The organism is uncultured Gimesia sp., from assembly GCF_963976445.1.
Taxonomy (GTDB): domain Bacteria; phylum Planctomycetota; class Planctomycetia; order Planctomycetales; family Planctomycetaceae; genus Gimesia.
The window spans coordinates 161,499-184,311 of record NZ_CAXBKP010000012.1; the positions used below are offsets into that span (position 1 = coordinate 161,499).

The window sequence follows — 22,813 nt, forward strand, 5'->3', positions numbered from 1 at the left end:
AAGGTTGAAACATGCAAACAGTTCATCAAGCCTTACTGCGAGTATTGTCCATTGTGTGCTTTAACTCAGAGTGGAAATCTGGAGTGAATCAGCCGGTGGTGGTTGCATGTTTTCTTGCCGCTTTTTTAAATACGATTCCTGCGTGGGCACAGTTTGATGACTTGCTAAAAAGTATTCCTGCCGACGCTAACTCGATGGTTGTGATTGATGTTGCTGCAATGCATGCCAGTCCACTTGCGATAAAAGAAGGCTGGCAAAAGAAACATGAAGCTGCCTATGTGAAACGGCCCATTTATGTACCACCTGAAGCAGACAAAATTATTATTGCGGCTCAACTAAATCTGGCTGATCATCTTAGACAAAACTGGGAATTGGCCGTGATGAGTTTGATTGAGCCTATCTCCATGCGATCCATCGCCCGCTCAGAAGCCGGTTACGTTGATACGATTAACGGTTTGGAAGCGGCCTGGACTCCCAGTGATGCGTATTTCGTTAAACTCAATAATTCATCTATGGGAATCATGCATCCGGCAGATCGGCAAGTCGTTTCGCGCTGGGCAGACTTTGGGCGCAAAAATTCCAGTTCTATTGTCTCTCCCTATTTGTTGCAGACATCTAAAATCGTTCGTCCCGGTGGACCACAAATCGTAATGGGCATTGACCTGAAGGACATCACACAACCTCACAAGCTTGAGGAAGGTCTTAAACAATCGAGTGTTCTCAAGGGAAACGCATCTAAAATTAAAGAACTAAATGAAATCATCAGCGGGATCCAAGGTGCGACTTTTTCCGTTAAGATCGGCAGTAAAGCGGAAGGGCAAATTCGGATCGATTTTAATTCAGAAACGGCGAAATTCGAAAGATATGGCAAGCCTCTGGTTTTAGAGGTACTCGACAAATTTGAAGTTCACTTGGATGACCTGGAAAAATGGAAGTATCAATCAAACGGAAATTCATTAATCCTTTCAGGTCCACTTTCCAATGACGGCATGCGTCGTGTGTTTAGTCTTCTGGAAATTCCCACGACGAAATTCAGTGAGCTAAACGGGGAAGACATTAGTCCCGGCAGTCCCGATGCGATTGCCAAAGCGTCATTAACTTACTTTAAGTCAGTCACTGTCCTGATTGATGACTTACGGAAATATCTCAAAACAAATCGCGACAATCACATCGTTTACACAGAACGTTATGCGCGAAAAATCGACAGGCTTCCGATCTTAAACGTGGATGAAGACTTACTCGCTTATGGCTCAGATATTGCAGAAACACTCCGAGGAATCGCACTTGCGAAAAGGGCAGCGGGATCTCGCACGGGGGTGCGTAACTCGAACGTCTATGGAAACTACAGTTACAACTATGACTCTAATAACAATTATTATGGCCAACGTGCGAACGCAAGTGTGAAGATTCAGAATCGTGCCGAAGAGCAGGCTAAAGCGACTGGCGTGCGCTTCACCAGTTGGAAAGATATCGAAGACGAGACAGCAGGCATCCGTAGAGAGATGACTAAGCGTTACCAAGTGGAATTCTAGAAGTGACACAAACTGAACGAGACCTGCTCTGTTTCAGTTCGCTGCAAATCAATCGATAATAATCGCCCGGATCTGGGTGGGTTTATGTTGACTAGCGGCAGGGTTGTGGCCCAGGGAACAAGTCCTGGAGCGAAATGGGGCCTGATAGATCTCCTGAATCAAGTTGAAACAGGATTTGGGGTCCCTCAATATCAACCACAGTCAAAAACTGATCACCAACCTGAATTGTATCACCAATGGAAAGTTCGATTTCTAAAGTACGGGTTACCAAATCTGCCACGTATGAGCCTTTCATCGAGAAACAGCGGTAAATCTCTTGAGAGCAGCCAGAAGACGGGTTATTGTAATATCTGTACAAAAGGTTCCGTTGGTTGCTCAGGTCTATAAGGCGGGAGAGATTAGCAGGAGTTCCCGTTTATGGCAATTGAAACCTTTAAAGAACATTTGTTTCATGAAATGGTTCCCAAAAACGTAGAGAGTTCCGTTCTCACAAATCAGAGAGTTTATAGTTGCATTTAGTAGGTTTTGTGGTTTAGGATCATAGGGAATTCCTTCTTTACTGATCCTTCTATCTTCTTTACTCGTAGTGCCTTTCTCCAAATTATGTCATTGCAAGAAGTCCAATCAACGGCCACTTTGTTGCCACTAGAGTTTACGCCGCTATTAAAGCGTACTCGGTGGGGTGGGGAGCGTCTGGGCACGCAACTTCATAAAATGATTGGAGTTGAGCGAGATTATGGTGAGAGTTGGGAGCTGTCGGATCATCCCCAGGCACCGACACGGATCGCCAGTGGTGAGTACGCCGACTGGACTCTGTCTCAACTTATTCAGAAAAATCCAGACGCCGTGTATGGGACGGGAAAGTATCATTCCACGTTTCCGCTGTTAATCAAGTTCATTGATGCGACAGACCGTCTTTCGCTTCAGGTCCATCCTGGTGATTCTCAGCAGCCAGATTTTGATGCCGCCCGATCCGGAAAATCGGAAGCCTGGGTGATCCTTGATGCCATTCCAGGAAGTTGTATTTATGCCGGGTTGAAGTCAGGCATTACTGAAACCGAGCTGCGACAGCATCTAGAGCAGGGGATCGTTGAAGAGTGTTTGCACAGCTATCCTGTCAAGAAAGGGGATTGTGTTTACATTCCCTCGGGGACACTGCATGCGATCGGTGAAGGAGTGCTGCTAGCGGAAGTCCAGCAAACCAGTGATGTCACGTATCGTTTGTTCGATTGGAATCGTCTGGATCAGTCAGGCAACCCGCGACCATTACATATCGCAAACGCCTTTGACTGCATCGACTTTGAACGAGGTCCCGTTGATCTACTCCAGCCCCGGAAGCAGTCCATGCGTGTGCATCAGGTAGAAGATCTACTGGAGTCTGAGCATTTTACGATCCGGCGCCATTATTCCAAGAATTCGTTTCCTTTGAAATCTTTGAATCAGCCTCAGATCCTGGTTGTGCTGGAAGGAGCGGGGCAGTTAGACAGTAGCACAGAAACCTTTGAACTGTTTCAGGGAAAGACGCTTTTCATACCAGCTGCTGCCTCTGATTGCCAGATACACGTTGATGGTGAAGTCACATTTCTAGAAGTGGTGCCCACTTAATCGTTGAGTCTGGTGAATGCCGATTGTCTGTGGTCCGAATGGTATCAGTCGCGTTGATATCTTTTGTAGCCTTCCATCTCAAACTTGTGCAACGTATTTTCCATTTTCTGTTTGATTTCCTGCAGGCGATCATTGTCTTCTATTTTTCGGTTATGTTCGTCAATCACGTAAAACACATCCACAACCTGATCCAGGTGTGTTGAGATTTTCGCCATGACGACAGACAATCCCATGCGGCTGATCGCGCGTGAAACGATGTATAAGAGCCCCGTTCGATCATGAGAAATGACGTCGATAATCGTACAGCGTTTGGAAGACTGATTATCAATTTCCACGCGGCCCAGATCGAACTCACCACTCAGGCTGGCTGAGTCCTGGAAACGCTGATTATTTAAAAACATGGTTTTGGCGTCACTCTCGCCAATCACCGCTTTTCTGATTTCTTCTTCTATCTTATCGATGCGGTTGCGGGGAATTTCTTTTGAATAACTGTTATCGATCACATGGAAACTGTCGACGACACCGCCGGAAACGCTCGTGGTAATATGTGCGGAGATGATCTCCATGCGTTTTGCTGTAAAGACACTGACCATGCGGTGGAAGCAGGATTGCGAGTACATTGCCGGTGCAATTACATGATAATTCACGGTGCTGGTTTCTGGCTCAAATTCCCCTTCGACAACGATTTGATCGGCGGGAAGATCGTGCAGGATTTTGATATCCGCTGCGATCCGCTTAGAGGGTGTCACCAGCAGGTAATGCGGCGAAAAAGAGTTAAACAGTTCTGTAAACCAGGTGTCTGTACTTTCCTCATGCTCCGAGACTTGTGGAAGATTGAGATGACTGCGCACACGTTGTTTGACGCGGGCCAGTCTCTGGTCTCGATGATAGCGGGAATGTTTTCCGCCGAGCAATAACATGGTGCGTTCATAAAGATCTGCCAGCAGTTCCGATTTCCAATCGGTAAATACGCCGGGGCCGACGGCGGTAATATCGGCGGCGGTCAACACATACAGCATGCGTAATTTTTCGGGGCTGCCGACTTTCTGGCTGAACGCGAACAGAATATCAGGATCCGAGATATCGCGGCGAAAGGCGAGATGGGCCATCGTGAGATGTTCAAATACCAGAAAGACCAGTAATTTCTGATCTTCTTCTTTTAAGCCCATGCGGATCGCCGTTTCGGCGGCAATCATGGCGCCAACTTTGCTATGGTCTTCTCCATAACCTTTCCCGATATCGTGTAACAGGATAGACAGATTCAGGATGTCTTTCTTTTCGATATGTCGATAAGAACTTCCCAGAGCAGAGTCATCGTCTGTAAAGGTCTCAGATGCTTCGATTGCGCGAAATGTGTGTTCGTCGACGGTGTAGCTATGATACTGATTGAACTGCAACAAACAGTAGGCATGCTTCATGTAGGGGATCAGTAGATTTAAAACCCCTGTTTCAAACATGGTTCTTAAAATTGGCCCCAGATTGGTACTGCGTCCGAGTATGTCGCGAAAGAGGTCGATGGACCTGTTGGTCAGTGCTGAGGGCAACTGCAATGCTGATTCGCGGATACTATCCTGCAGATCTGGTGAGATCGAGATCCCATACAGTGACGCGGTATCGAATAGTTTGAGAATTTCTTCGAGGCTGCTGCAGACTTGGCTGCGGTACTTGGGAACCACATCGAGGTGGTCGGGTACAATTTTGAGAATCGAATCGGAACGGTGGGTCATGAGAAAGTTATAGACCCGCGACAAAAACGGCTGGGGACGATGTGCTTTGATAAAGCGTTCGGTGATCTCCGCGACGGCTTTGCTGTGCCTGAAGTATTCCTGCATCAGCAGTTCCACAGGGCGTTGCCCGTTTGTCCCCGTTATCTGGCGTTGTTCTGCCATCCAGAGCTGAGTGTCTTTGGTAAACAGGTCCTGTTGTCGACCCGCTTCATAATGTAGTTGGATCCGAACTTTGAGTAAGTAATCCCGGGCATTTTTTAACGTTCTGACATCTCGGCTGCTGATTCGTCCATCCAGACGTAACATATCAAGGTTTGCCGTCCCGTAGCGGGCGAAACCAACCCAGCGCAACAAGTGAATGTCACGCAGACCACCCGGCGAACGTTTGATGTCGGGTTCCAGTTGCATGACGGCGCCGCCGTGCTGCTTGCGCTCTTCCCAGCGGGCTGTGACACATTGCTCGAAAAAGATGCGTCTACGGAATAATACCACATGTCGGTAAAAAGACCGCACCAGTTGTTCGGCAAGATGTTCGGATCCCCAGATGGAACGGGCTTCGATCATCGCGGTGGCGAATTCGGGTTCGGTGCGCGCCATCTTAACCGAGTCCACAACGGTTCTCACACTGTGGCCCAGTTTGAGGCCGGCATCCCAGCAGCTACGAACAACGTTACCGACAAACTCCGAGAATTCACTGACAATTTGATTGCGATAGAGAAACAGCAAATCGACATCCGAATAAGGAGCCATTAAACCACGTCCGGAACCGCCGATCATAACGATCGCACTTTTCTGCAGCAGTAATTTTTGCTGTGCTTCAGGAAGCTGTTGCAGTTGGTCGTGTATAATTTGCAGGATCAGCTGTTCGATGGATTCGGCAATTGCGGTGGCAATCTGCAAGCCATTGGCGCCACTGCGCAATAATTCCTGCCCACGTTGTCGGGCTTGCTCCACCTTGGTGCGGTAGACAACAAATTGTTGTGTAGAGCAGGGCGGAGAAGGCTGTGACATCATCGGTTCCAGGCTGAAACGAAAAAGAAAAAATAGTTGTGGCCCGGGGTCATGACAGTAATTCGTAACGTGAAGCAATCAGTCAATCAGACTGCTTCTGCTCCGGTTTCGCCCGTGCGGATTCGAATGACTTCATCCAGATCTGTAATAAAGATTTTCCCATCGCCAATCTGGCCGGTCCGGGCAATCTGCGTGATCGTTTCCACTACTTGGGGGACCATATCGTCCTGGACAACAATTTCGAGTTTCACTTTGGGAAGAAAATCAACGATATATTCGTTGCCCCGGTAGGTTTCTTTGTGGCCGCGTTGACGACCAAACCCCCGTACTTCACTGACAGTCATACCACTGATACCGATTTCCGAAATCGCGTTTTTGACTTCTTCCAGTTTGTAGTGGCGTATGATTGCCTGAATTTTTTTCATCTAAGACTACTTTCGAAAAACCGTAATTCGACTTATGACAGAATTGATGTAAAGCAAAAGGGGCAATAAAACGCCCCTCGCTTTACAGTCATCTGTTAAAGGGCGGTATCGCCTGATTCACCGGTTCGAATACGAATAATGTCTTCGACTGGCATCACAAAGATCTTCCCATCACCGATCTGTCCGGTCCGTGCTGATTCTAAAATCGTATCAACAACGCTTTTGACCTGATCATCGGGAACGATTACTTCCATCTTGGCTTTAGGAAGAAAATCAACCGTGTATTCAGCACCACGGTATTGTTCCTTATGGCCTTTTTGACGTCCAAAACCACGGACTTCTGAGACCGTCATACCTTGAACACCAATTTCTGTCAGAGCATCTTTAACTTCTTCCAGCTTGAAATGTCTGATGACAGCTTCCACTTTTTTCATCGGAATCATACTCCCAGGAAAATGCTCGGTTTTCTTCCAGCGCTTTCAGAAACCCAAGCGACTATCACACTTAACCATTATATCGTATTTGGAGAGAAATCTCGATACCTCAATTTCATTTCCCCAAAAACAATAAAAACTATTGGCCTAAAAGGCCTTTTGGAGCCACTTTCCTAATCATGAGCAAGAGAGCCAGCCATGTGCTGGCTCTCAATACTCAAGATTGTTATAGGAAAATGTATCCTTCTTCACCATGTTGACTCAGGTCAAGACCCTGAATTTCACCATCTTTACTGACCCGCAGGCCCATCGTTAAATCGATCAACTTCAGGATGATGATCGTGCCGATCACGGAAATCACAATCGCCGCACCGACACTGACCAACTGATTGATCAACTGCTGCGAATTTCCTTCCAGTAAACCGGACCCTTCTGCATCTCCTGTGATGGCTCTGGTCGCAAAGACCCCTGTGAGGATGGCCCCCACGGTTCCTCCGATACCATGAACGCCAAAGGCATCCAGTGAATCATCGTATTTAAATTTTGATTTTAAAGTTGTACAGGCAAAATAGCAGGCAAAACCTGCAATCAGGCCTAAAATAATTCCCGATAGGGGAGTCACGGTACCGCAGGCGGGCGTAATACAGACCAGACCTGCCACAGCACCCGAACAGGCACCCAAAATACTTGGTTTCCCATTATAATACCACTCAGCGACAGCCCAGGCCAAAACCCCAGCCGCTGCAGCCAGATGTGTGGCGACAAATGCATTGACGGCTGCGGCATTCGCACCACCGGCACTACCCGCGTTGAAGCCGAACCAGCCGACCCACAACATGGTGGCACCGATAAAAGTATAGGTCAAATTGTGGGGGGGCATAGGTTCTTGACCGTATCCCAGTCGTTTTCCCAGTAAAATGGCACAGACCAAAGCCGAGAATCCAGAACTAATGTGCACGACTGTTCCGCCCGCGAAGTCGAAGGCGGGGAAGGCAGCACCTTCATTCCATTCACACAGCCATCCGGTATCTGACCAGACCCAGTGCGCAATAGGACAATAGACGAAGGTTCCCCAGAGGATTGAGAAAACGACCATCGAACTAAATTTCATCCGTTCGGCGAACGCCCCACAAATCAGGGCAGGGGTAATGATGAAAAACATCATTTGGAAGACCATGAACAGTGAGGTCGGGATGGCCCCATTATCGGGCACAACAACCGCACCATTTTCCCAGGTAGGGATGATCCCCTTTAACAGGACATGGTCAAAACCTCCCACAAAACCGCCAAGAATGTCAGATCCAAAGGCCAGGCTATAGCCCCAGAGTGCCCAGATGATAGACATAAGTCCCATTAGGAAAACACATTGCATCATGACGCCCAGAATGTTTTTTTTCCGAACCAGTCCGCCATAAAACAATGCCAGACCAGGGGCGGTCATCATCAAAACCAAAGCGGATGAGACCATCATCCAAGCCATGTCAGCGCCATTTAATGCGACTGAAGCTTCTAATTGAGCAGGCGCTTCTGCACCCGAGGGTAAGGGGGGAGGATTAGATGCTTCGTCAGCGAAGATCTCTCCATTACCCAATAAACTTAAACAACATGTCAATACTGTACAGTACGTAATCTGTCTGTAGACTCTCCTCATTCCAGGGGCCTTTCCGAGCGCGAAAAAAATTATCAAAGCAGTGAGTGAGCGAGCGCTTTGGTTCTCTGAATTGATCGGGCAATCTGTTTGTGAAATAACCATTTCAGATGATTCTGTTTCAGAGCAGTTTCATCTAATTTGATTTTTTCATCCAACCGCAATTGCGGTTGGACGCAGCAGACTTCACCATAAACCACGTCCAACAGGATCTTACGATCAAACCAGTTAACGCGTCAGTTTAACAAAGCTTCGTTGTAAAATCACCCATAGCGTAACGGGTTTTGTTCAGGTTTGTTTAAGATATGGTTTACTTTCAGATTAAACACTTGAATAGTGTTCTGCCTACAGAATTCGCACTCTTGGTCCCCTGCGCGATTTTATTTCTGCTGGGAGCAGTTGTGGGGCAGGGGGTCAATGCCTGGGTTAGGCGGATGTCGCTTAAGCCGGTCATTCAACCTCTGTCGCGCTGTCAGGGATGTGGTGCGCGCGTTTCGCGCTGGAAGCTGATTCCCGTCTTGCGCTGGATTCCTTTTCAGAATCGTTGCGCTGAATGTTCCAAGCCTTTGCCCGGGTCTGAGTATCTGCTGGAGTTCGCGACGGGCGGATTGTTTGCGTTTTATTATTTCATGGTCGTGTCGCAGCGCTCTCTGGACTTACCCTCGGTGATTCCTCCCGAAGGAATGTTCGAGTGGCGGCTGCTGTATCACTATGTTCTGTTAACATTGCTGGTGGCGGCGACGAGTATTGACTTTCGCGAATATCTGATTCCCGACCAGATAACGGTGACCGGCATGATCATCGGCGTAGTGGGAGCGACGATTGCGGGACAACTGCAGATCATTCATTTCTGGGTCGACTGGAATCAGGCGATTCCTGGTTTATCGGGGCCTTATATTCCAGACTGGATCAAGGTGCATTCACACTGGCACGGTTTGACGTGGAGTCTGTCAGGACTGATCGCAGGTGGAGGACTGACCTGGGGGTTACGGCTGGTTTCTTCCGTGCTGCTCGGTCAAGAAGCGTTAGGACTGGGTGATGTGACGCTGATGGCGATGGTAGGCAGCTTTCTGGGTTGGCAACCAATATTGCCGATTTTGTTACTGGCTCCTTTATGTGGATTATTGATCGGTTTTATTAGTCGTGCCGTGACGGGAAAAACCTATCTGCCATACGGCCCCTATCTCTGTGCCGCGACGCTGATCGTGTTGATGGGCTGGAAATGGATCTGGCTGGCGGAGTGGCCGGCGGCGGTTTCCGGGGCGTCTCCGGTATTCTCGATCCGCAAATTATACGGGGATGCGATGGGGCTGGTCATGCTTGGCGGCATTGCGCTGGGGGCGTTGATTCTGATGCTGCTATTGCTGCGAATTTATCGGGCGATTCCCGTTAAACGCCGCTGAAATAACCGGGAACTAAAGAGAACGCACGCAGTCCGGGATTCAGATCAGATCCAGTTTTTTGTGACGCCGCTGGGGAGGACGCGAGCATTCCTCGCAGATCCCATATACTTCGAGCCGATGTTCATTCATGCGGAAATTAATTTTTTCCGCGAGCTTTTCCAGAATTTCCGCGATATCGTCATTCTGGAATTCAAACAGTTCCCCACAACTTTTGCAGATAAAATGATCGTGCTGCGGATAGCCGTAGTCGTGCTCATAGACATCCCGGTCATTGGTTCGGGCGACTTTTCTCAGCAGGCCGGCATCTTCCAGCCAGCCCAGCGTGCGATAAACGGTCGAACGGCTGACACGTCGTCCGGTTTTTTGTGCGGCCATCCGGTCAACCAACTGGTCTGCGTCAAAATGTTCGTGGGAAGAGAAAACTTCAGCAACGATTAACTCTCGTTCCTGAGTTAATCTCATTCCCTTTGTGGCCAGGTACTCTCTGAATTTCTCCGTGGGAGAAACAGCGATTTCCAGGCTTTCAAAATTGAGCACTGTTTATCTCTTCCTCTTCTTCTCTACTACAGCAATGGAGATGGTTACTCGGAGTCAAATTGATCCAGCATGCGACCTAAGGCTGCATCCAGCTTTTCATCGGTCTCGTAAGTTCCATCATCAATGGCTGCCTTGATTTGTGCTAACCGTTCCGCTCGCATTTCAGGGTCGTTCGTCATTTCATCCATCATACGCCCTGCGGAAGAGATCTCTAATTCATCTTGCGGTGAAGAGATCGGTTTCGATGCAGGCGTCTTATTGGTGTTGGTGTTGCTCGGACCGACCTGCTTATTAATAGGCAGTGGTCCGGAAATAGAACTTGCGCCGTTAACATCCATGGCGGCATTCCCCCTGTCACTTGATTCTGAACCAGTCGAGTGAGAATTCTCCCGACCATTAGTTACTGTATGGGGCTCATGATATCGTAAGACAGGGGATCGATTCAACTGGTAGTCTGCAGTCATCGCCAATTCTTTCATTGAATTCACTGAATTCAGGCAAATTTGCCACGTAATGTAGCAAAAGAACACCTTTTTTCAGGTTGTCATCAATATTGAATGTAGAATGGCTTCCTGCGCATCCTCCAGCTCAATGGTATGTAAAACGAGATAGGGCTTAATAGTAAGACATGATCCTATGTCTTTACGGCCTCATTCGTTGAGGGGAGTCTGAACCTTTATTCCATCGACGCAGCGATTGTAAAAAGTTTAATTCCGGAACAGGAAAACTGCCGTTCTCGCAAGGACACGTTGGCTGGTAACGATTTTGCGGATTACAGAGAGGGGGAAATCACTGAACTGAAGGTCGAGTGTGACTTTTTTTGTTAAGTGGTTCAACTCTCGTGCTTTATGTGAAGATAAACCGGTTAGCCGCGGGCATAAGGACCAGTGGCGATTCCCTGGTATCGATCGAGGCCCGCTTTCAGCACTTCACGGATAGCTGCGGGAACCTGTTCGATCTTTTCGCGACTGACATCGAGATGAGTACAGGCGCGAAGCCGCGTGTGTCCCATTGCGCCGATACCGACTCCGACCTCATGCAGGGCTTTCGACAGTTGCATGGCGTTGCCCAGTTCGGGATGGATATCAAAGAAGACCAGATTGGTTTCTGTTTCTGCGGGATTAGCGGTGATGCCTTCGATCGGCTCAAGTTGCTCGGCCAGGAAACGAGCGTTGTCGTGATCCTGCTGCAGTCGTTCAATATTATTTTCCAACGCATAAATACAGGCAGCGGCGACAATCCCAGCCTGTCTGAGTGCGCCACCAAAGACTTTGCGCGAGCGGCGTGCTTTGGCAATCTCTTCTTTCGAGCCTGCCAGAATCGATCCCATCGGGCAACCCAGGCCTTTGGAAAAGCAGATTGAGATTGTATCGAGCGGGGCACAGGCTTCTTTGATCGAGTAGCCGGCGGCGACGGTCGCATTAAAGATCCGGGCGCCGTCCATGTGTGTTTTTAATTCGTTTTCATGTGCCCAGTCGCAAATTTCGGTGAGTTGTTCGAGCGGATAATAGTGACCACCGCCTGCGTTAGTCGTGTTTTCCACACATAATAGACGAGTGCGACACAGGTGCTGATCATCGGCACGAATCTTTCCGTGGAGTGTTTCCAGATCCAACATGCCTTTCTCGCCGGTCAAGGTACGGCAGCTGACGCCACTCAAAATAGCTGGTCCGCCTCCTTCAAACATGGCAATGTGCCCCAGCTCATGAATCAGCAGTTCATCACCCGGAAGACAATGCGATCTGAGACCCATCTGATTGGATTGCGTCCCCGAACAGGCAAAGACAGCTGCTTCTTTCCCCAGCATTTCACAAATCATGGCTTCAAGACGATTCACGGTCGGGTCTTCACCGCTCATATCATCGCCCAGTTCGGCGGTCATCATCGCCTGCAGCATTTCCGGGGTTGGTTTGGTTTTGGTATCACTGCGGAGGTCGATATAGGAAGGACTGTGCGGATCCACGGCTGATTTCCTTGTCATTGATTATGGTGGTGTTTGATTCATTCTGCTCCGGATGAAGGCGAATTGCAATTCCTGCGGAGTCTTATTTATTTTGAGCGGCTATCTGTAGATCGTCGAGGGAAAGAAAACTGTTCATGCTCCCGGAACGAAAGCCCTGTAGATCGAGAGTGACGTTTTGGAAACCGAGTTGCAGAAATTTCCGGGTAATTTGTTCGATCGCAGTGGGGGTGGTCAGGTGCTGAATTTGCGGGAGCGGAACTTCAATCCGCGCCAGCTCATTGGGTTCCAGTCGGACGCGGAGTTCGTTGATCTGGAACTCGTCACGTAGAAATGCTTCGGCCTGATCGATTTTTTGAACGCGTTCTTCGGTGACTTCCACGCCATAGGCGATGCGACTGGAAAGGCAGGGGTGAGCCGGTTTATTCCAGATCGGAAGTTCCCAGTGCCGCGCCAGATTTCTGACATCTTCTTTGGTGAAGCCGGCTTCAATCAGGGGGCTTCGAACCTGAAAGTTGGAAGCAGCCTGCATTCCAGGACGGTGATCTCCCCGGTCATCCAGATTTGCGCCATTCACCAGTATGGCATTTTGCCATTCTTCTTGGGCGATGGAGTGAGAGAGCAGCTGATATAGTTCCGTTTTGCAGAAAAAGCAGCGGTTGGGGGCATTCGCCCGATAGGCGTCGGTGGCGAACTCAGAGGTAGAAATCAGGCGATGCGGGATGCCGATCAATTCTGCCAGCCGAATTGCTTCTTCTTTTTCGCCGGAAGCCAGGCTGGGGCTGACAGCGGTGACCGCCAGTGCCTGTGCCCCACGGGCCAGAAATGCGGCTTTTGCGACGACAGTACTATCAACGCCAGCGGAAAATGCGACGATGATCCGATCCAGGGGGGACAGAATTTGCTGGAGAAGTTCCTGTTTCCGTGATAATTCTGATGTCAGAGACATATTCTAAGGTGATGGTTCTGTAAGAGGTTATTGTGAAAATTCTTAATTCGCCCTGATTATAGCCGACCTGAGACGGGGTTGTCTCGGAACATCAGACGAAAAATCTCTGGTTTCTGGTCAGTGGTCGGCAAAAAGAGGCGAATCCGCTTGGAATTGTGGAGGTTTAGTTCAAGGGAGATCTTTTTTCTCACTCGCGGGCTGATTATACTGGTATCAGAGAATAGAAAACTGAACAGCACGCTGATTGAAACGGTCTTGGTCATTCCACAGCGACCGCTTCCGCTTGCCAATTCCAAGAGGGCAGGGGGGGCACATTCCAATGCCACTATATTGAACTACAGAATAATGAGGGAAGTTATGTCATATCGGTCAGTTCTTGTTACGCGGATTCTCGTGGCACTGATGTTCTGCCTGGGAGTGATGGCGATTCCCGCTGAGGCTGCAAAGCTGACCTCGGCACAGAGGAAAGAATTGGCTTCGATAAAGAAGAATCTGGGGAAAGTGGCAGTCCTGATCCGACAGAAAAAATATGACGAAGCGAAAGAACTGACTGATACCGAAGAAGGGAAACTGGACAAGCTGGCTCAGGATGCGATGCTGGCTGAAACCGATCCGGTGCTGGTCAGCACGAAAAAATTGATCGGGCTCCGCCGCAAAGTGCTGGAAAAAATGATGGGTGGCGGAGGAAATAAAGCGGCAGCAAATCAGGGAGTCAGCTTTGAGACTCAGATCGCGCCGATCTTGAATGAGAAATGTGTGAGCTGCCATGGCGCGCAGCGAGCGAGTGCCAATTTAAAACTGGATACCTTTGCCGGCATGAGGCAGGGGGGACGAAGTGGCAGATTACTCATTCCCGGTAATCCGAATAATAGCCTGATCGCCCGAAAGTTAGTGGCACCCGCTAATCAGCGGATGCCACGAAACGGCCCGGCTCTGGATCAGGCTCAACTTCAATTGATTGGCCGCTGGATTGCGGAAGGGGCGCGGTTTGACGGAGAGAAAGAGACCGATCCGATTGGTGCATCGACGAAGAAAAAGAAAGCCCCCGTTAAGGTTGTCATGGCGACCGGTGATGAAAAAATTTCCTTTATGAACGATGTCGCGCCGTGGATGCTCGATTTCTGTTTGCGTTGTCATAGTGGCAATAATCCGGCGAGTGGATTTTCCGTCGTGACCTTTGAAGACATTCTCAGGGGAGGCGATACGGGAGAGGTGGTTGTTCCCGGCAAGCCTGATGACAGTCGTCTGTGGCATCTGGTGGGATTGCAGGATCCGATTAAAATGCCGCAGGGGCAAGCATTACTCAAACGAAAAGACGCGAAAGCTCTGGAAACGTGGATTGCAGAAGGGGCCAAGTTTGACGGTAAGGACGCCAAAGGGGCGCTGCGAGCCATGGTGCCGACAGAAGATGAAAAACGGATGGCAGAGTTGGCAACGTTATCTCCTGAAAAATTTGCCGATCTGCGGCGTGAGTCTCTTGAGCCAACCTGGAAACGTGCCGTCAATAATGAAAAGGCAGAACTGCTTGAGACGGATGATTTCATGTTCTACGGTAATGTGAGCACCGATCGGCTCAAACAGATCAGTGGCTGGGCGCAAGCTCAGGCTGATGCGCTGCGAAAACTGTTTAACGAAACACGGAAGCCGCTCTGGAAAGGGAAGTTGGCCGTTTACGTTTTCAAGGATCGGTTTGGATATTCGGAATTCAATCAGTCGATTGAAGATCGTCGTGTCGATCCAGCGACGACCTGGCATTCCAAAGTGACGCCTACTTTTCTGGATGCATATCTCGTGCTGCAGGATGTCGGTGATGTAGCGGCCGCTGATTCTCCCGGTTTGCAGACCAATTTGACAGCCGGGCTGACGAATGCTGCGATTCAACGCGGAGCAGGGGAAGTTCCCATGTGGGCTTCTCGTGGATTAGGAGTCCTGCTGGCGGCGAATGGGGCTTCGGATCAAAGTTACTTTGAATCATTAAGGCAGCAGGCGCTGGACGCCGCTCCGAAAGTGTCTCGACCGGAAGAGCTGGTGGCAGAAGGTACGTTTTCACCGTCAGAGACCACAGCGGTTGGGTTTACGCTGGTCGAATTTTTGATTAACAACGGCGGTTTACCAAAAATGGCGCTGTTGTTGAAGGATCTGAAATCAGGGACCACTGCTCAGGCCGCGATACAGAAAGTGTACGGCACAAATCTACGTGCACTGGCGACGGCTTATGCTCGTACCTTACGGCCCGGTAAAGTGAAAAAATAACCTCGGTGTGTTTGATGTCCAATCTTAAAGGCAGGCTATTATTTCTTGATCAACAGGCAGGATGGCAGCCCTGTGATTCTGATTGCAGTCCGCTATAATCGACAGCCTTGAGCTTTCTGTTTTTTTGAGTGTGATCAGGGCGCGTAATTCTTATGTTGGATGTAAATATTGTTGGTGGCGGCGTGATTGGCCTGTCGATCGCCTATGAACTGGCACATCAGGGGCTGTCTGTCGCCGTGTTTGATCGACAGCAGTTCGGTCAAGAGGCATCTTGGGCAGGGGCAGGGATGTTACCCCCCGCGGATATTCAAGCGGCAGCGACTCCCGGCCTTCAGCTTCGTGCCGCCAGTCGACTGATGTGGCCCGAATGGTCGAATCGCTTGAAAGAAGAATCGGGCGTTGATAACGGATTTGTCAACTGTGGTGGCTTCCATGTTGCACTCAGTGAGGAAATGCCAGGCTGGCAAGACTATGTCTCTGAATGGCGGCAGGCGGGCGTTGTCCTGGAAGAATATGAGCCTCGGTTGTTGCAGGAACAGGCACCGTTTCTGAGTCCGGAAATCCAGTCTGCCTTTTATTTACCCGAGATGAGCCAAGTCCGCAATCCACGACATTTAAAAGCACTGCTGCTGGCTTGTGCGAAGCAGGGAGTTCAATTCCATCCCGGCACACCGATCATCGGTTTTGAACAGAAGGGGGCCCGAGTTACAGGCGTCCGTACTTCAACAGAAATTCACAGAGCAGGGCGCACTGTGATTGCAGGGGGAGCCTGGTCGCCTGAGGTACTCTCTCAACTGGGCATCGGTTGCGATCTGGTTCCGATTCAGGGGCAGATTGTGTTACTGTCGATGACTCGCCTGCCGTTCCATCAAGTAATTGAGTGTGGCAGCCGGTATCTGGTTCCGCGGAGTGATGGAAGAATCCTGATTGGATCGACAGAGAGCAATGTCGGGTTCAATAAACAGAATACGGCGGAAGGCGTAGGTGGTCTGATCCAGTTTGCAGAATCCGTTGTGCCGTGCTTGAAAAAAGCGACGTTCGAGCGTGCCTGGGCGGGACTGCGTCCGAAGTCAATTGACGGCTTGCCGTATCTGGGGCATGTCGCCGGTTATGAGAATTTACTGATGGCGGCAGGCCATTATCGGGATGGGTTACAACTTTCACCGATCACCGCGAAATTGATGCGGCAATTGATTTGTGAAGAAGAGATCGAGTTGTCGCTTGAGCCGTTTGCCTGTTCACGCGGGATTCGAGATTGCGAGGAGCGCTAAGTTGAGAGCCGTCGTTCAAAGAGTGTCCCGTGCGAGTGTGACTGTGAATGGAGAAATTACCGGTCAGATCGATCAGGGCTTTTTAGTGTTGCTGGGAGTCGGCCAGGACGACACGCAGGATGATGTGATTTATCTGGCACAAAAGGCGGTTGGCTTGCGCGTGTTTGAAGACGCGGACGGCAAAATGAATCTGGCTTTGTCTGATGTTAAAGGCAAAATGCTGGTGGTGAGTCAATTTACGTTGCTGGGAGATTGTCGCAAAGGACGTCGCCCGAGTTTTGTGAATGCCGCTCGACCTGAAGCGGCGGATGTGCTGTATCAGAGTTTTGTGGCGGAAGTCAAAGGTCACGGCATTGAAGTGGCCACGGGCCGCTTTCAGCAGCATATGGATGTGGAACTCGTCAACGACGGCCCGATCACGCTGCTGTTGGACAGTAAAAAAGAGTTTTAAAGACTTCAGTTCTGATAAGTGAGGATTCGCATGCTGCTGGTTCAGAGAATTCTGGTGATCATGGCAGGGATGCTGACAGTCATCTTTCTGTGTGGCATTCCGGGGTTTCTGGATCATCATCTAGATGAGGAGACTCTGTTTTTGCTCGTGCTGATCAGTATTGTTCTCGTACTCTTTGCCTTACTGCCTGTGGTCGTGATGTATCTATTCAGCCGGTTGTTGATGCGATGCTTTCAATACGATCGGGATTCCGCGTTTTCCGATGCGGGGAAAAAATAATTTACGGTTGCACCCTGCTTTGCTTTTGTCGAAACGAGTCAGGATCTCTTCAGACGCTTCAATTCCCGGACAAAAATCTGGCCTTTGCGCTGACCTCGATTTTTCTCTATAATCCCCTACCCTTGATTTTCTAAAAAATCGGGGGAGTGTCGGTAGGGGGGGGGCCACCCCGTAATTTTCTCATGGATGACCAGAGTTAGACAGGACGTCAGAATGTGGTTTGATTTACTGATTGTTGCCATTCTTCTTTATGCAGTCTGGAAGGGCGCCTCGAAAGGGGTGGTCTGGCAGTTGGCTGCGATCGCTGCGTTGGTACTCTGCTTTGCTTTTGCAGAGTCTCTGTCTTTACAACTGGCACCTGTGATCAACGTGAAGCCGCCTTTGAATCGCTGGATCGCGATGCTGGTAATTTATATTGGCTTTTCGTTTGTATCGTTTACCTTGGCGCGAAGTTTGAAGTCGGCCATCGATTCATTAAAGTTCCAGGAATTCGATCGTCATCTGGGGGCCGTTTTAGGATTGCTCAAAGGTGTGATCTTTTCCTTGTTCCTGACATTCTTTCTAATCACCATTTCTGACTCGGCTCGTGCCGCGGTGGTAAGTTCGCATAGTGGCTATGCAGCTGCACTCATATTAAACGAAATGGCGCCGGTGATGCCTAAGGAACTGCACGGAGTACTGGATTCCTGTCTGGCGAATCTGGATCATCCCGGTGTGCCGCTTCATGATCATGATGACGATGATCTGTTTGACGATGACCACGGCCATGATCATGACGGGGGCGGTAATCCGTTTCCGCCTGGCACGAATGATCTGCCCAATCCGTTCTTTGAGCGACCTGGGGGAGATGGTTCAGGGGTACGAACGACAAAGCAGGATTCGTTGCTGAAAGAGATTATTAAAAGCATCCCCAGCTATCTGCGGGGGGAGTTGGAAGACAAAGTGATCGAAGCCTACAACGCGACGGCTCCTGAAGATCGGAATACTTTTGCGAAACAGTTGAAGACCCGGATTCCCGGAGTGTTGAGGGGCGTGACTGATGAATGGAAAAACGGCCAGCCCAAGGTTACTGCTCCCACGAATAATTCTCTGTTTGGTGCGAATGGCGATCAGCAGACTGCTGTGGAGCGAACGAAGCTGTTGCAGAATATTGCAGCCGTCTATTCTGACTATCCTGAAGCACAGAAAGACTTAATCGAAGAATTTCAAGAAGAGCTGTCTGGGATACCCGATCAAGTCGTGCTGCTGGTCTTAAAAGACTGGCGTGCGGACCTGCTTTTAACCGGGGGAGACCCTGATCCCCAAACCGATGTGACGACACCATTAGATGTGCGTGTATTGCATCAGTTAGAGCTGCAGAAAGTTCCGCTGAATTCACTCGGTTCTGCGTTGCAGGATCGGATGCAGAGCGTGGAGAGAAGATAGAAAAACAGAAGACAAAGCCAAGCCGCTTTCAGGGGGAAACAGAAACGTTTCCCAGCGATTGCGAGTGGCTGAAGTAAAGCCGATAAGAAACGTTGCCAGACACAGCGACGTAGAAACAAGGGGAATTGCAAACCCTATAAAAATAGGCTTAAATTCACCACGAACTTAACATAACGGACATTATCGGACGTTCGTGGTGGGGTGCTTTATTGGGGATGGCTGTGTTGCCTGTGCTCTCATGCTCTGAATACCGGGAATAAAATCGGTATTCGAAAAAGGGGCTTCTGCTCCCTCGCGGATGTCTGCTCAACGGCACGGTTGATTTTGTTCTGCTGCCGCAGTTCAACGCGATCCGTGTGAGACTTCATTGGCACCGTCATTGGCGACGGTAGATCGGTCTGGCTACGCGGAAACCAGTGGCGGAAATTCGTCTGTTGACGCGTGCGATTCAGTGCCCCGATCAGAGCTGCTTGGCCGGCTATTAACGGCAATTTTCTTGATCCCGTTTTTCCGTCTGTTTCCCTTGTTGATCTGGCCGCTTCTCCAGCCATCCATTCTACAAATTTGATCCCTGGTCGATGGGCTTCCCGACGCACGAACTCATGGTTTTGTTTGCGTATCATGACGTCTTCAGGAGCCTCTGTTGGCTTTTGCAGGTAAATCATCGAACTTCCGATTTCTAATCGCTGACGGGCCTCTGAGAGATCGGTTTCCATTCCCGCGAACCAACGACGTCTTTTCACCATTACTGAATGGAAGCAAGGACGCAGTCCTCAGTCGAACTCTCGACCGGGAATCGTCTGCTCTTAGCATAGCATCCAAACGGGCGTCTTACGTAGTGAGACTGAAAGAACTTTGTTTGGCCGCTACTGAGGAATGATGCCGGAATGCTTCCGACCAGACCAGGAGCTTCCGGCGATCAAAGTGTTCCAGCAAACGCCGCCATGCTTCTCGGTAGGCACCCTCTTCGGTCCATTCCTGAATAAGCTGTTCGCTGAATTCCGGGTGTTAAAACCACATATGGTGAACAGACAGGTGGAGAGTGCATGGTTAACGTTCGTACGCTCGACATGAATGGCACGACACTCCTGACGTACACCGATCACTTTGATTAATTTGATGAAATATTTGTCGAATCCTGTGGATCATTTCGATCCGTTTTCGTTTTCATAATAGAGACTCTATCTAAAGGGGCTACTCGCTGTCTTGAGTAGTCCGGTTGATCAACTCTTTTGTAGGGCGGGCCTTCGTCAATACAAAAATCAACCACGCGTCTGGTGGCTTCCGTCGATCAGTTCGAAAGAACTGCGCGCAAGCGACTTCGCACGTCAGGAGAACTCATGATGCTATTTCGAAAACCAAATCGTCAACGCAAGGCCGCCCAAAAATTATCTCACATTTCAGCCGTTGAATTCCTTGAAGATCGTCAACTGCTGTCGGTGATGAATTCCCTTGCTACAGACATAACAGATGATAGCGTTTTGATAACGGAGTTGGGCACCGTTACCGAATACGCCTCGATCGACGGGATCGGCAACAACATCGACAACCCGGAACTTGGTAGTACCGATACACAACTTCTGAGGCTAGCTGATGCAGACTACGGCGACGGCCTGTCGACACCTGCCGGCGAAGACCGCCCGAGTGCCCGCGAAATCAGTAATGTCATCGCTGACGCGAATTCTGCAGAAACCAACGACCGCTATCTGACAGACCTCTTCTGGGTCTGGGGACAGTTCATCGATCACGACATCACTCTGACCGAATCCGCTCATGATGAATACGGTAATCCGCTGGAATCATTTCCGATTGAAGTACCGACCGGTGATGTATTCTTCGATCCGGACGGCTCCGGGGATGATGTCATTAATCTAAACCGATCTGCTTTCGAGGTGGACGAGGATGGAGTTCGACAGCAGATCAATCAGATTACCGCGTTTATCGATGGTTCAGGCATCTACGGTTCGGATGAAGCGCTGGCCGACCAGTTGAGAACCTTCGAAGGGGGGATGCTGGCAACCAGTGAAGGTGACCTGCTGCCTTACGGAGAGGACGGATTCTTTCTGGCGGGCGATATTCGAGCCAACGAGAATGTGGCATTGACTTCGATGCACACAATCTGGGTCCGCGAGCACAATCGGATTGCTACGGAACTGGCGACGGAAAACCCGGACCTGACCGATGAAGAACTGTATCAACAGGCACGGCAGATTGTGATTGGGGAGTTACAGGCAGTTACGTTCAATGAATTCCTTCCGGCACTGTTCGGCCCGGGTGTCGTCAGCGAATACATTGGATACGATTCCACCGTCGATCCCAGTATCGCCAATGAATTTTCCAATGCCGCCTATCGTTTCGGGCACACAATGCTGTCGTCCGAACTGCTGAGGCTTGATGAGAACGGGAATGTCGCCGACGAAGGCAATATCGCGTTGCTGAATGCGTTCTTCAACCCGAGCGAACTGGAAGTAAATGGGATTGATTCCCTGTTACGCGGGGCTACCGTGAACGTGGCGCAGGAAATCGATAACCAAATCGTCGATGACGTTCGCAACTTTCTGTTTGGTCCTCCAGGGGCCGGCGGTTTCGATCTGGCGTCGCTGAATATCCAGCGTGGTCGCGACCATGGACTGGCGGACTACAACTCAACACGCGTTGCCTTGGGACTGTCGGCTGTGGAAAACTTCTCCGATATTTCATCCGATCCGGAAGTCGCTGCCAAACTGGAAATGCTGTACGGCACTGTCGACAACATCGATCTGTGGGTTGGTGGTCTGGCCGAAGAGCATCTGCCGGGATCGAGCATGGGTGAGACGTTCACGGCCATCATCGTTGATCAGTTCGAGCGGCTGCGTGATGGAGATCGCTTCTGGTATGAGAACGTGTTCTCCGGTGACGCACTCGCTGAAATCGGCGGCACAACGCTGGCCGATGTGATCGAACGCAATTCGGATGTCTCTGGGCTACAGGAAAATGTGTTCTTTGCGCCGACTATCATGCGGCTCGACCTGGCGGAAACCGGTTCAAGCGACGTCACCATTCGCGCGGCAGACGGGAATCTGGAAGTGGTCGACAACAGAACGCGGCAGGTGATCGGCAGTCAGTCCCTTGACAGTGTTGAACGTTTGATGCTGTCAAGTACCGGCAACGGGTCTCTGCGCGTCACCATTGAGGGCATCACCATTGCAGACCTTCCCGGTGGTCTGATCGTGGAAGCGGGAAAAGGGCGTTCTGACACATTGATCGTCAACGGTACGGATCAAAGCGACACGATTTTCGTGAACGATGGTTTTGTTGATGTCTCCGGCATGTCGATGGAATTCACCGGCATGGAGCGGATTGTGGTTCGGGGCACGGACGCGGATGACACCATCGAAGTGGCTGACGGAGTGGATATCGATGTCGACATCCTTGACACCGTCAGCCGCGATCACATGCATCAGGGCCGTCGTGGTGGGGAGCGAATGACGCATCGTCGAGACAATCACCGCCCCACACAAGGACCGAACCGGCATGGATCTGTTGAAAACGATGTAGATGAATGTGGCGACGATCACGGAATGCTGGATCAGGTCTTCGCTTCCAATGATCTTGATCCTATTTTAGGTATGCCTCCTGGCAAACGCCGTCCCTAGTGGCTGGCTGATTTCCTTCTGTAAACCACGCAACGCAGCTGACCTGCCCCCCCTTCACCGGTTTCAGAACCTGGGGTCCAGAACTTGATATCCTGATCAGGATTCTGGACTTGGTAGGGAGCAGACAGGTATGCCTGCCAAGCGTCATTGATCCGAACAAATTATGATCTATTTCACAAGCCGTAAAAAAACGAACGCCCGTTGGTGGTCCATTTCTGGAATCTAACGGGCGTTCGTTGGGTGTTTTTATTGTGTTGCTGAAGCCGCT

At 50.0% G+C, this 22,813-nt stretch carries 18 protein-coding genes; 9 read left to right on the forward strand and 9 right to left on the reverse strand.

The window, feature by feature from the left end:
• The first annotated feature begins 11 nt into the window (after positions 1–11).
• Together AAC022_RS15130 and AAC022_RS15135 are read left to right on the forward strand one after the other, a co-directional pair.
• Positions 12–1,532, forward strand: a complete 1,521-nt coding sequence (locus AAC022_RS15130; protein WP_339732220.1) for a hypothetical protein — start codon at positions 12–14, stop codon at positions 1,530–1,532.
• Positions 1,533–2,135: 603 nt separating this feature from the next.
• Entirely contained in the window at positions 2,136–3,137 is a 1,002-nt protein-coding gene (locus AAC022_RS15135) for a type I phosphomannose isomerase catalytic subunit (protein WP_339732222.1), read from the forward strand.
• A 44-nt stretch (positions 3,138–3,181) separates the two neighbouring features.
• Here AAC022_RS15135 and glnD read toward each other — a convergent pair whose 3' ends face one another.
• The 4 genes from glnD to AAC022_RS15155 all read right to left on the reverse strand — a co-directional run bounded on the left by glnD (position 3,182) and on the right by AAC022_RS15155 (position 8,214).
• Positions 3,182–5,878: a [protein-PII] uridylyltransferase gene (glnD, locus tag AAC022_RS15140; RefSeq protein WP_339732223.1), complete on the reverse strand. Its 2,697-nt coding sequence runs from the start codon at positions 5,876–5,878 to the stop codon at positions 3,182–3,184.
• 83 nt (positions 5,879–5,961) lie between these two features.
• Positions 5,962–6,300 carry a P-II family nitrogen regulator gene (locus tag AAC022_RS15145; RefSeq protein ID WP_339732224.1) on the reverse strand — a complete coding sequence of 113 codons (339 nt, stop codon included), beginning with the start codon at positions 6,298–6,300 and terminating at the stop codon, positions 5,962–5,964.
• 95 nt (positions 6,301–6,395) lie between these two features.
• Entirely contained in the window at positions 6,396–6,734 is a 339-nt protein-coding gene (locus AAC022_RS15150; RefSeq protein ID WP_145214827.1) for a P-II family nitrogen regulator, read from the reverse strand.
• A 226-nt stretch (positions 6,735–6,960) separates the two neighbouring features.
• Complete coding sequence (locus tag AAC022_RS15155) at positions 6,961–8,214, reverse strand: ammonium transporter (RefSeq protein ID WP_339732228.1); 1,254 nt, start codon at positions 8,212–8,214, stop codon at positions 6,961–6,963.
• Positions 8,215–8,687: 473 nt separating this feature from the next.
• Between AAC022_RS15155 and AAC022_RS15160 the strand changes: the two genes are divergently transcribed.
• Entirely contained in the window at positions 8,688–9,785 is a 1,098-nt protein-coding gene (locus tag AAC022_RS15160; protein WP_339732230.1) for an A24 family peptidase, read from the forward strand.
• Positions 9,786–9,824: 39 nt separating this feature from the next.
• On the opposite strand, the gene AAC022_RS15165 is transcribed toward AAC022_RS15160, so the two are convergent.
• The 4 genes from AAC022_RS15165 to larE all read right to left on the reverse strand — a co-directional run bounded on the left by AAC022_RS15165 (position 9,825) and on the right by larE (position 13,231).
• Positions 9,825–10,322 carry a Fur family transcriptional regulator gene (locus AAC022_RS15165; RefSeq protein ID WP_339732232.1) on the reverse strand — a complete coding sequence of 166 codons (498 nt, stop codon included), beginning with the start codon at positions 10,320–10,322 and terminating at the stop codon, positions 9,825–9,827.
• Between the two features lie 44 nt (positions 10,323–10,366).
• Positions 10,367–10,660: a flagellar biosynthesis anti-sigma factor FlgM gene (locus tag AAC022_RS15170; RefSeq protein WP_339732234.1), complete on the reverse strand. Its 294-nt coding sequence runs from the start codon at positions 10,658–10,660 to the stop codon at positions 10,367–10,369.
• Between the two features lie 527 nt (positions 10,661–11,187).
• A complete protein-coding gene (ltaE, locus tag AAC022_RS15175; RefSeq protein ID WP_339732236.1) occupies positions 11,188–12,285 on the reverse strand; it encodes a low-specificity L-threonine aldolase in 1,098 nt (365 codons plus the stop codon).
• 82 nt (positions 12,286–12,367) lie between these two features.
• A complete protein-coding gene (larE, locus tag AAC022_RS15180) occupies positions 12,368–13,231 on the reverse strand; it encodes an ATP-dependent sacrificial sulfur transferase LarE (protein ID WP_339732238.1) in 864 nt (287 codons plus the stop codon).
• Between the two features lie 357 nt (positions 13,232–13,588).
• Here larE and AAC022_RS15185 point away from each other — a divergent pair, with 357 nt between their 5' ends.
• The 5 genes from AAC022_RS15185 (at position 13,589) to AAC022_RS15205 (ending at position 18,910) form a co-directional block, all read left to right on the forward strand.
• Positions 13,589–15,484 (forward strand): c-type cytochrome domain-containing protein, encoded by a 1,896-nt coding sequence (locus AAC022_RS15185; protein WP_339732240.1) that lies wholly within the window; start codon positions 13,589–13,591, stop codon positions 15,482–15,484.
• Between the two features lie 152 nt (positions 15,485–15,636).
• Positions 15,637–16,755: a glycine oxidase ThiO gene (gene thiO / locus AAC022_RS15190; protein WP_339732242.1), complete on the forward strand. Its 1,119-nt coding sequence runs from the start codon at positions 15,637–15,639 to the stop codon at positions 16,753–16,755.
• A 1-nt stretch (position 16,756) separates the two neighbouring features.
• The gene (gene dtd / locus AAC022_RS15195; RefSeq protein ID WP_339732244.1) at positions 16,757–17,206 is read left to right on the forward strand and encodes a D-aminoacyl-tRNA deacylase; all 450 of its coding nucleotides are present in this window, start codon (positions 16,757–16,759) and stop codon (positions 17,204–17,206) included.
• Positions 17,207–17,236: 30 nt separating this feature from the next.
• On the forward strand, positions 17,237–17,485 hold the full coding sequence (locus tag AAC022_RS15200; RefSeq protein WP_339732246.1) for a hypothetical protein: 249 nt from the start codon (positions 17,237–17,239) through the stop codon (positions 17,483–17,485).
• Between the two features lie 213 nt (positions 17,486–17,698).
• The gene (locus AAC022_RS15205; RefSeq protein ID WP_339732248.1) at positions 17,699–18,910 is read left to right on the forward strand and encodes a CvpA family protein; all 1,212 of its coding nucleotides are present in this window, start codon (positions 17,699–17,701) and stop codon (positions 18,908–18,910) included.
• Between the two features lie 236 nt (positions 18,911–19,146).
• On the opposite strand, the gene AAC022_RS15210 is transcribed toward AAC022_RS15205, so the two are convergent.
• Positions 19,147–19,626, reverse strand: a complete 480-nt coding sequence (locus AAC022_RS15210) for a hypothetical protein (RefSeq protein ID WP_339732250.1) — start codon at positions 19,624–19,626, stop codon at positions 19,147–19,149.
• 624 nt (positions 19,627–20,250) lie between these two features.
• On the opposite strand from AAC022_RS15210, the gene AAC022_RS15215 reads away from it, so the two are divergent.
• Positions 20,251–22,545, forward strand: coding sequence for a peroxidase family protein (locus tag AAC022_RS15215; RefSeq protein ID WP_339732252.1), 2,295 nt, complete (start codon positions 20,251–20,253; stop codon positions 22,543–22,545).
• Positions 22,546–22,813 lie beyond the last annotated feature (268 nt).

Bases quoted from the DNA above. Each gene is read 5' to 3' on its own strand.
- AAC022_RS15200 (WP_339732246.1), top strand. From the start codon at position 17,237: ATGCTGCTGGTTCAGAGAATTCTGGTGATCATGGCAGGGATGCTGACA.
- AAC022_RS15135 (WP_339732222.1), top strand. From the start codon at position 2,136: ATGTCATTGCAAGAAGTCCAATCAACGGCCACTTTGTTGCCACTAGAG.
- AAC022_RS15210 (WP_339732250.1), bottom strand. From the start codon at position 19,626: ATGGAAACCGATCTCTCAGAGGCCCGTCAGCGATTAGAAATCGGAAGT.
- AAC022_RS15215 (WP_339732252.1), top strand. From the start codon at position 20,251: ATGATGCTATTTCGAAAACCAAATCGTCAACGCAAGGCCGCCCAAAAA.
- AAC022_RS15145 (WP_339732224.1), bottom strand. From the start codon at position 6,300: ATGAAAAAAATTCAGGCAATCATACGCCACTACAAACTGGAAGAAGTC.
- AAC022_RS15185 (WP_339732240.1), top strand. From the start codon at position 13,589: ATGTCATATCGGTCAGTTCTTGTTACGCGGATTCTCGTGGCACTGATG.
- glnD (WP_339732223.1), bottom strand. From the start codon at position 5,878: ATGATGTCACAGCCTTCTCCGCCCTGCTCTACACAACAATTTGTTGTC.
- larE (WP_339732238.1), bottom strand. From the start codon at position 13,231: ATGTCTCTGACATCAGAATTATCACGGAAACAGGAACTTCTCCAGCAA.
- AAC022_RS15155 (WP_339732228.1), bottom strand. From the start codon at position 8,214: ATGGCTTGGATGATGGTCTCATCCGCTTTGGTTTTGATGATGACCGCC.
- AAC022_RS15130 (WP_339732220.1), top strand. From the start codon at position 12: ATGCAAACAGTTCATCAAGCCTTACTGCGAGTATTGTCCATTGTGTGC.
- AAC022_RS15205 (WP_339732248.1), top strand. From the start codon at position 17,699: ATGTGGTTTGATTTACTGATTGTTGCCATTCTTCTTTATGCAGTCTGG.
- thiO (WP_339732242.1), top strand. From the start codon at position 15,637: ATGTTGGATGTAAATATTGTTGGTGGCGGCGTGATTGGCCTGTCGATC.
- AAC022_RS15170 (WP_339732234.1), bottom strand. From the start codon at position 10,660: ATGGATGTTAACGGCGCAAGTTCTATTTCCGGACCACTGCCTATTAAT.
- AAC022_RS15150 (WP_145214827.1), bottom strand. From the start codon at position 6,734: ATGAAAAAAGTGGAAGCTGTCATCAGACATTTCAAGCTGGAAGAAGTT.
- AAC022_RS15160 (WP_339732230.1), top strand. From the start codon at position 8,688: ATGGTTTACTTTCAGATTAAACACTTGAATAGTGTTCTGCCTACAGAA.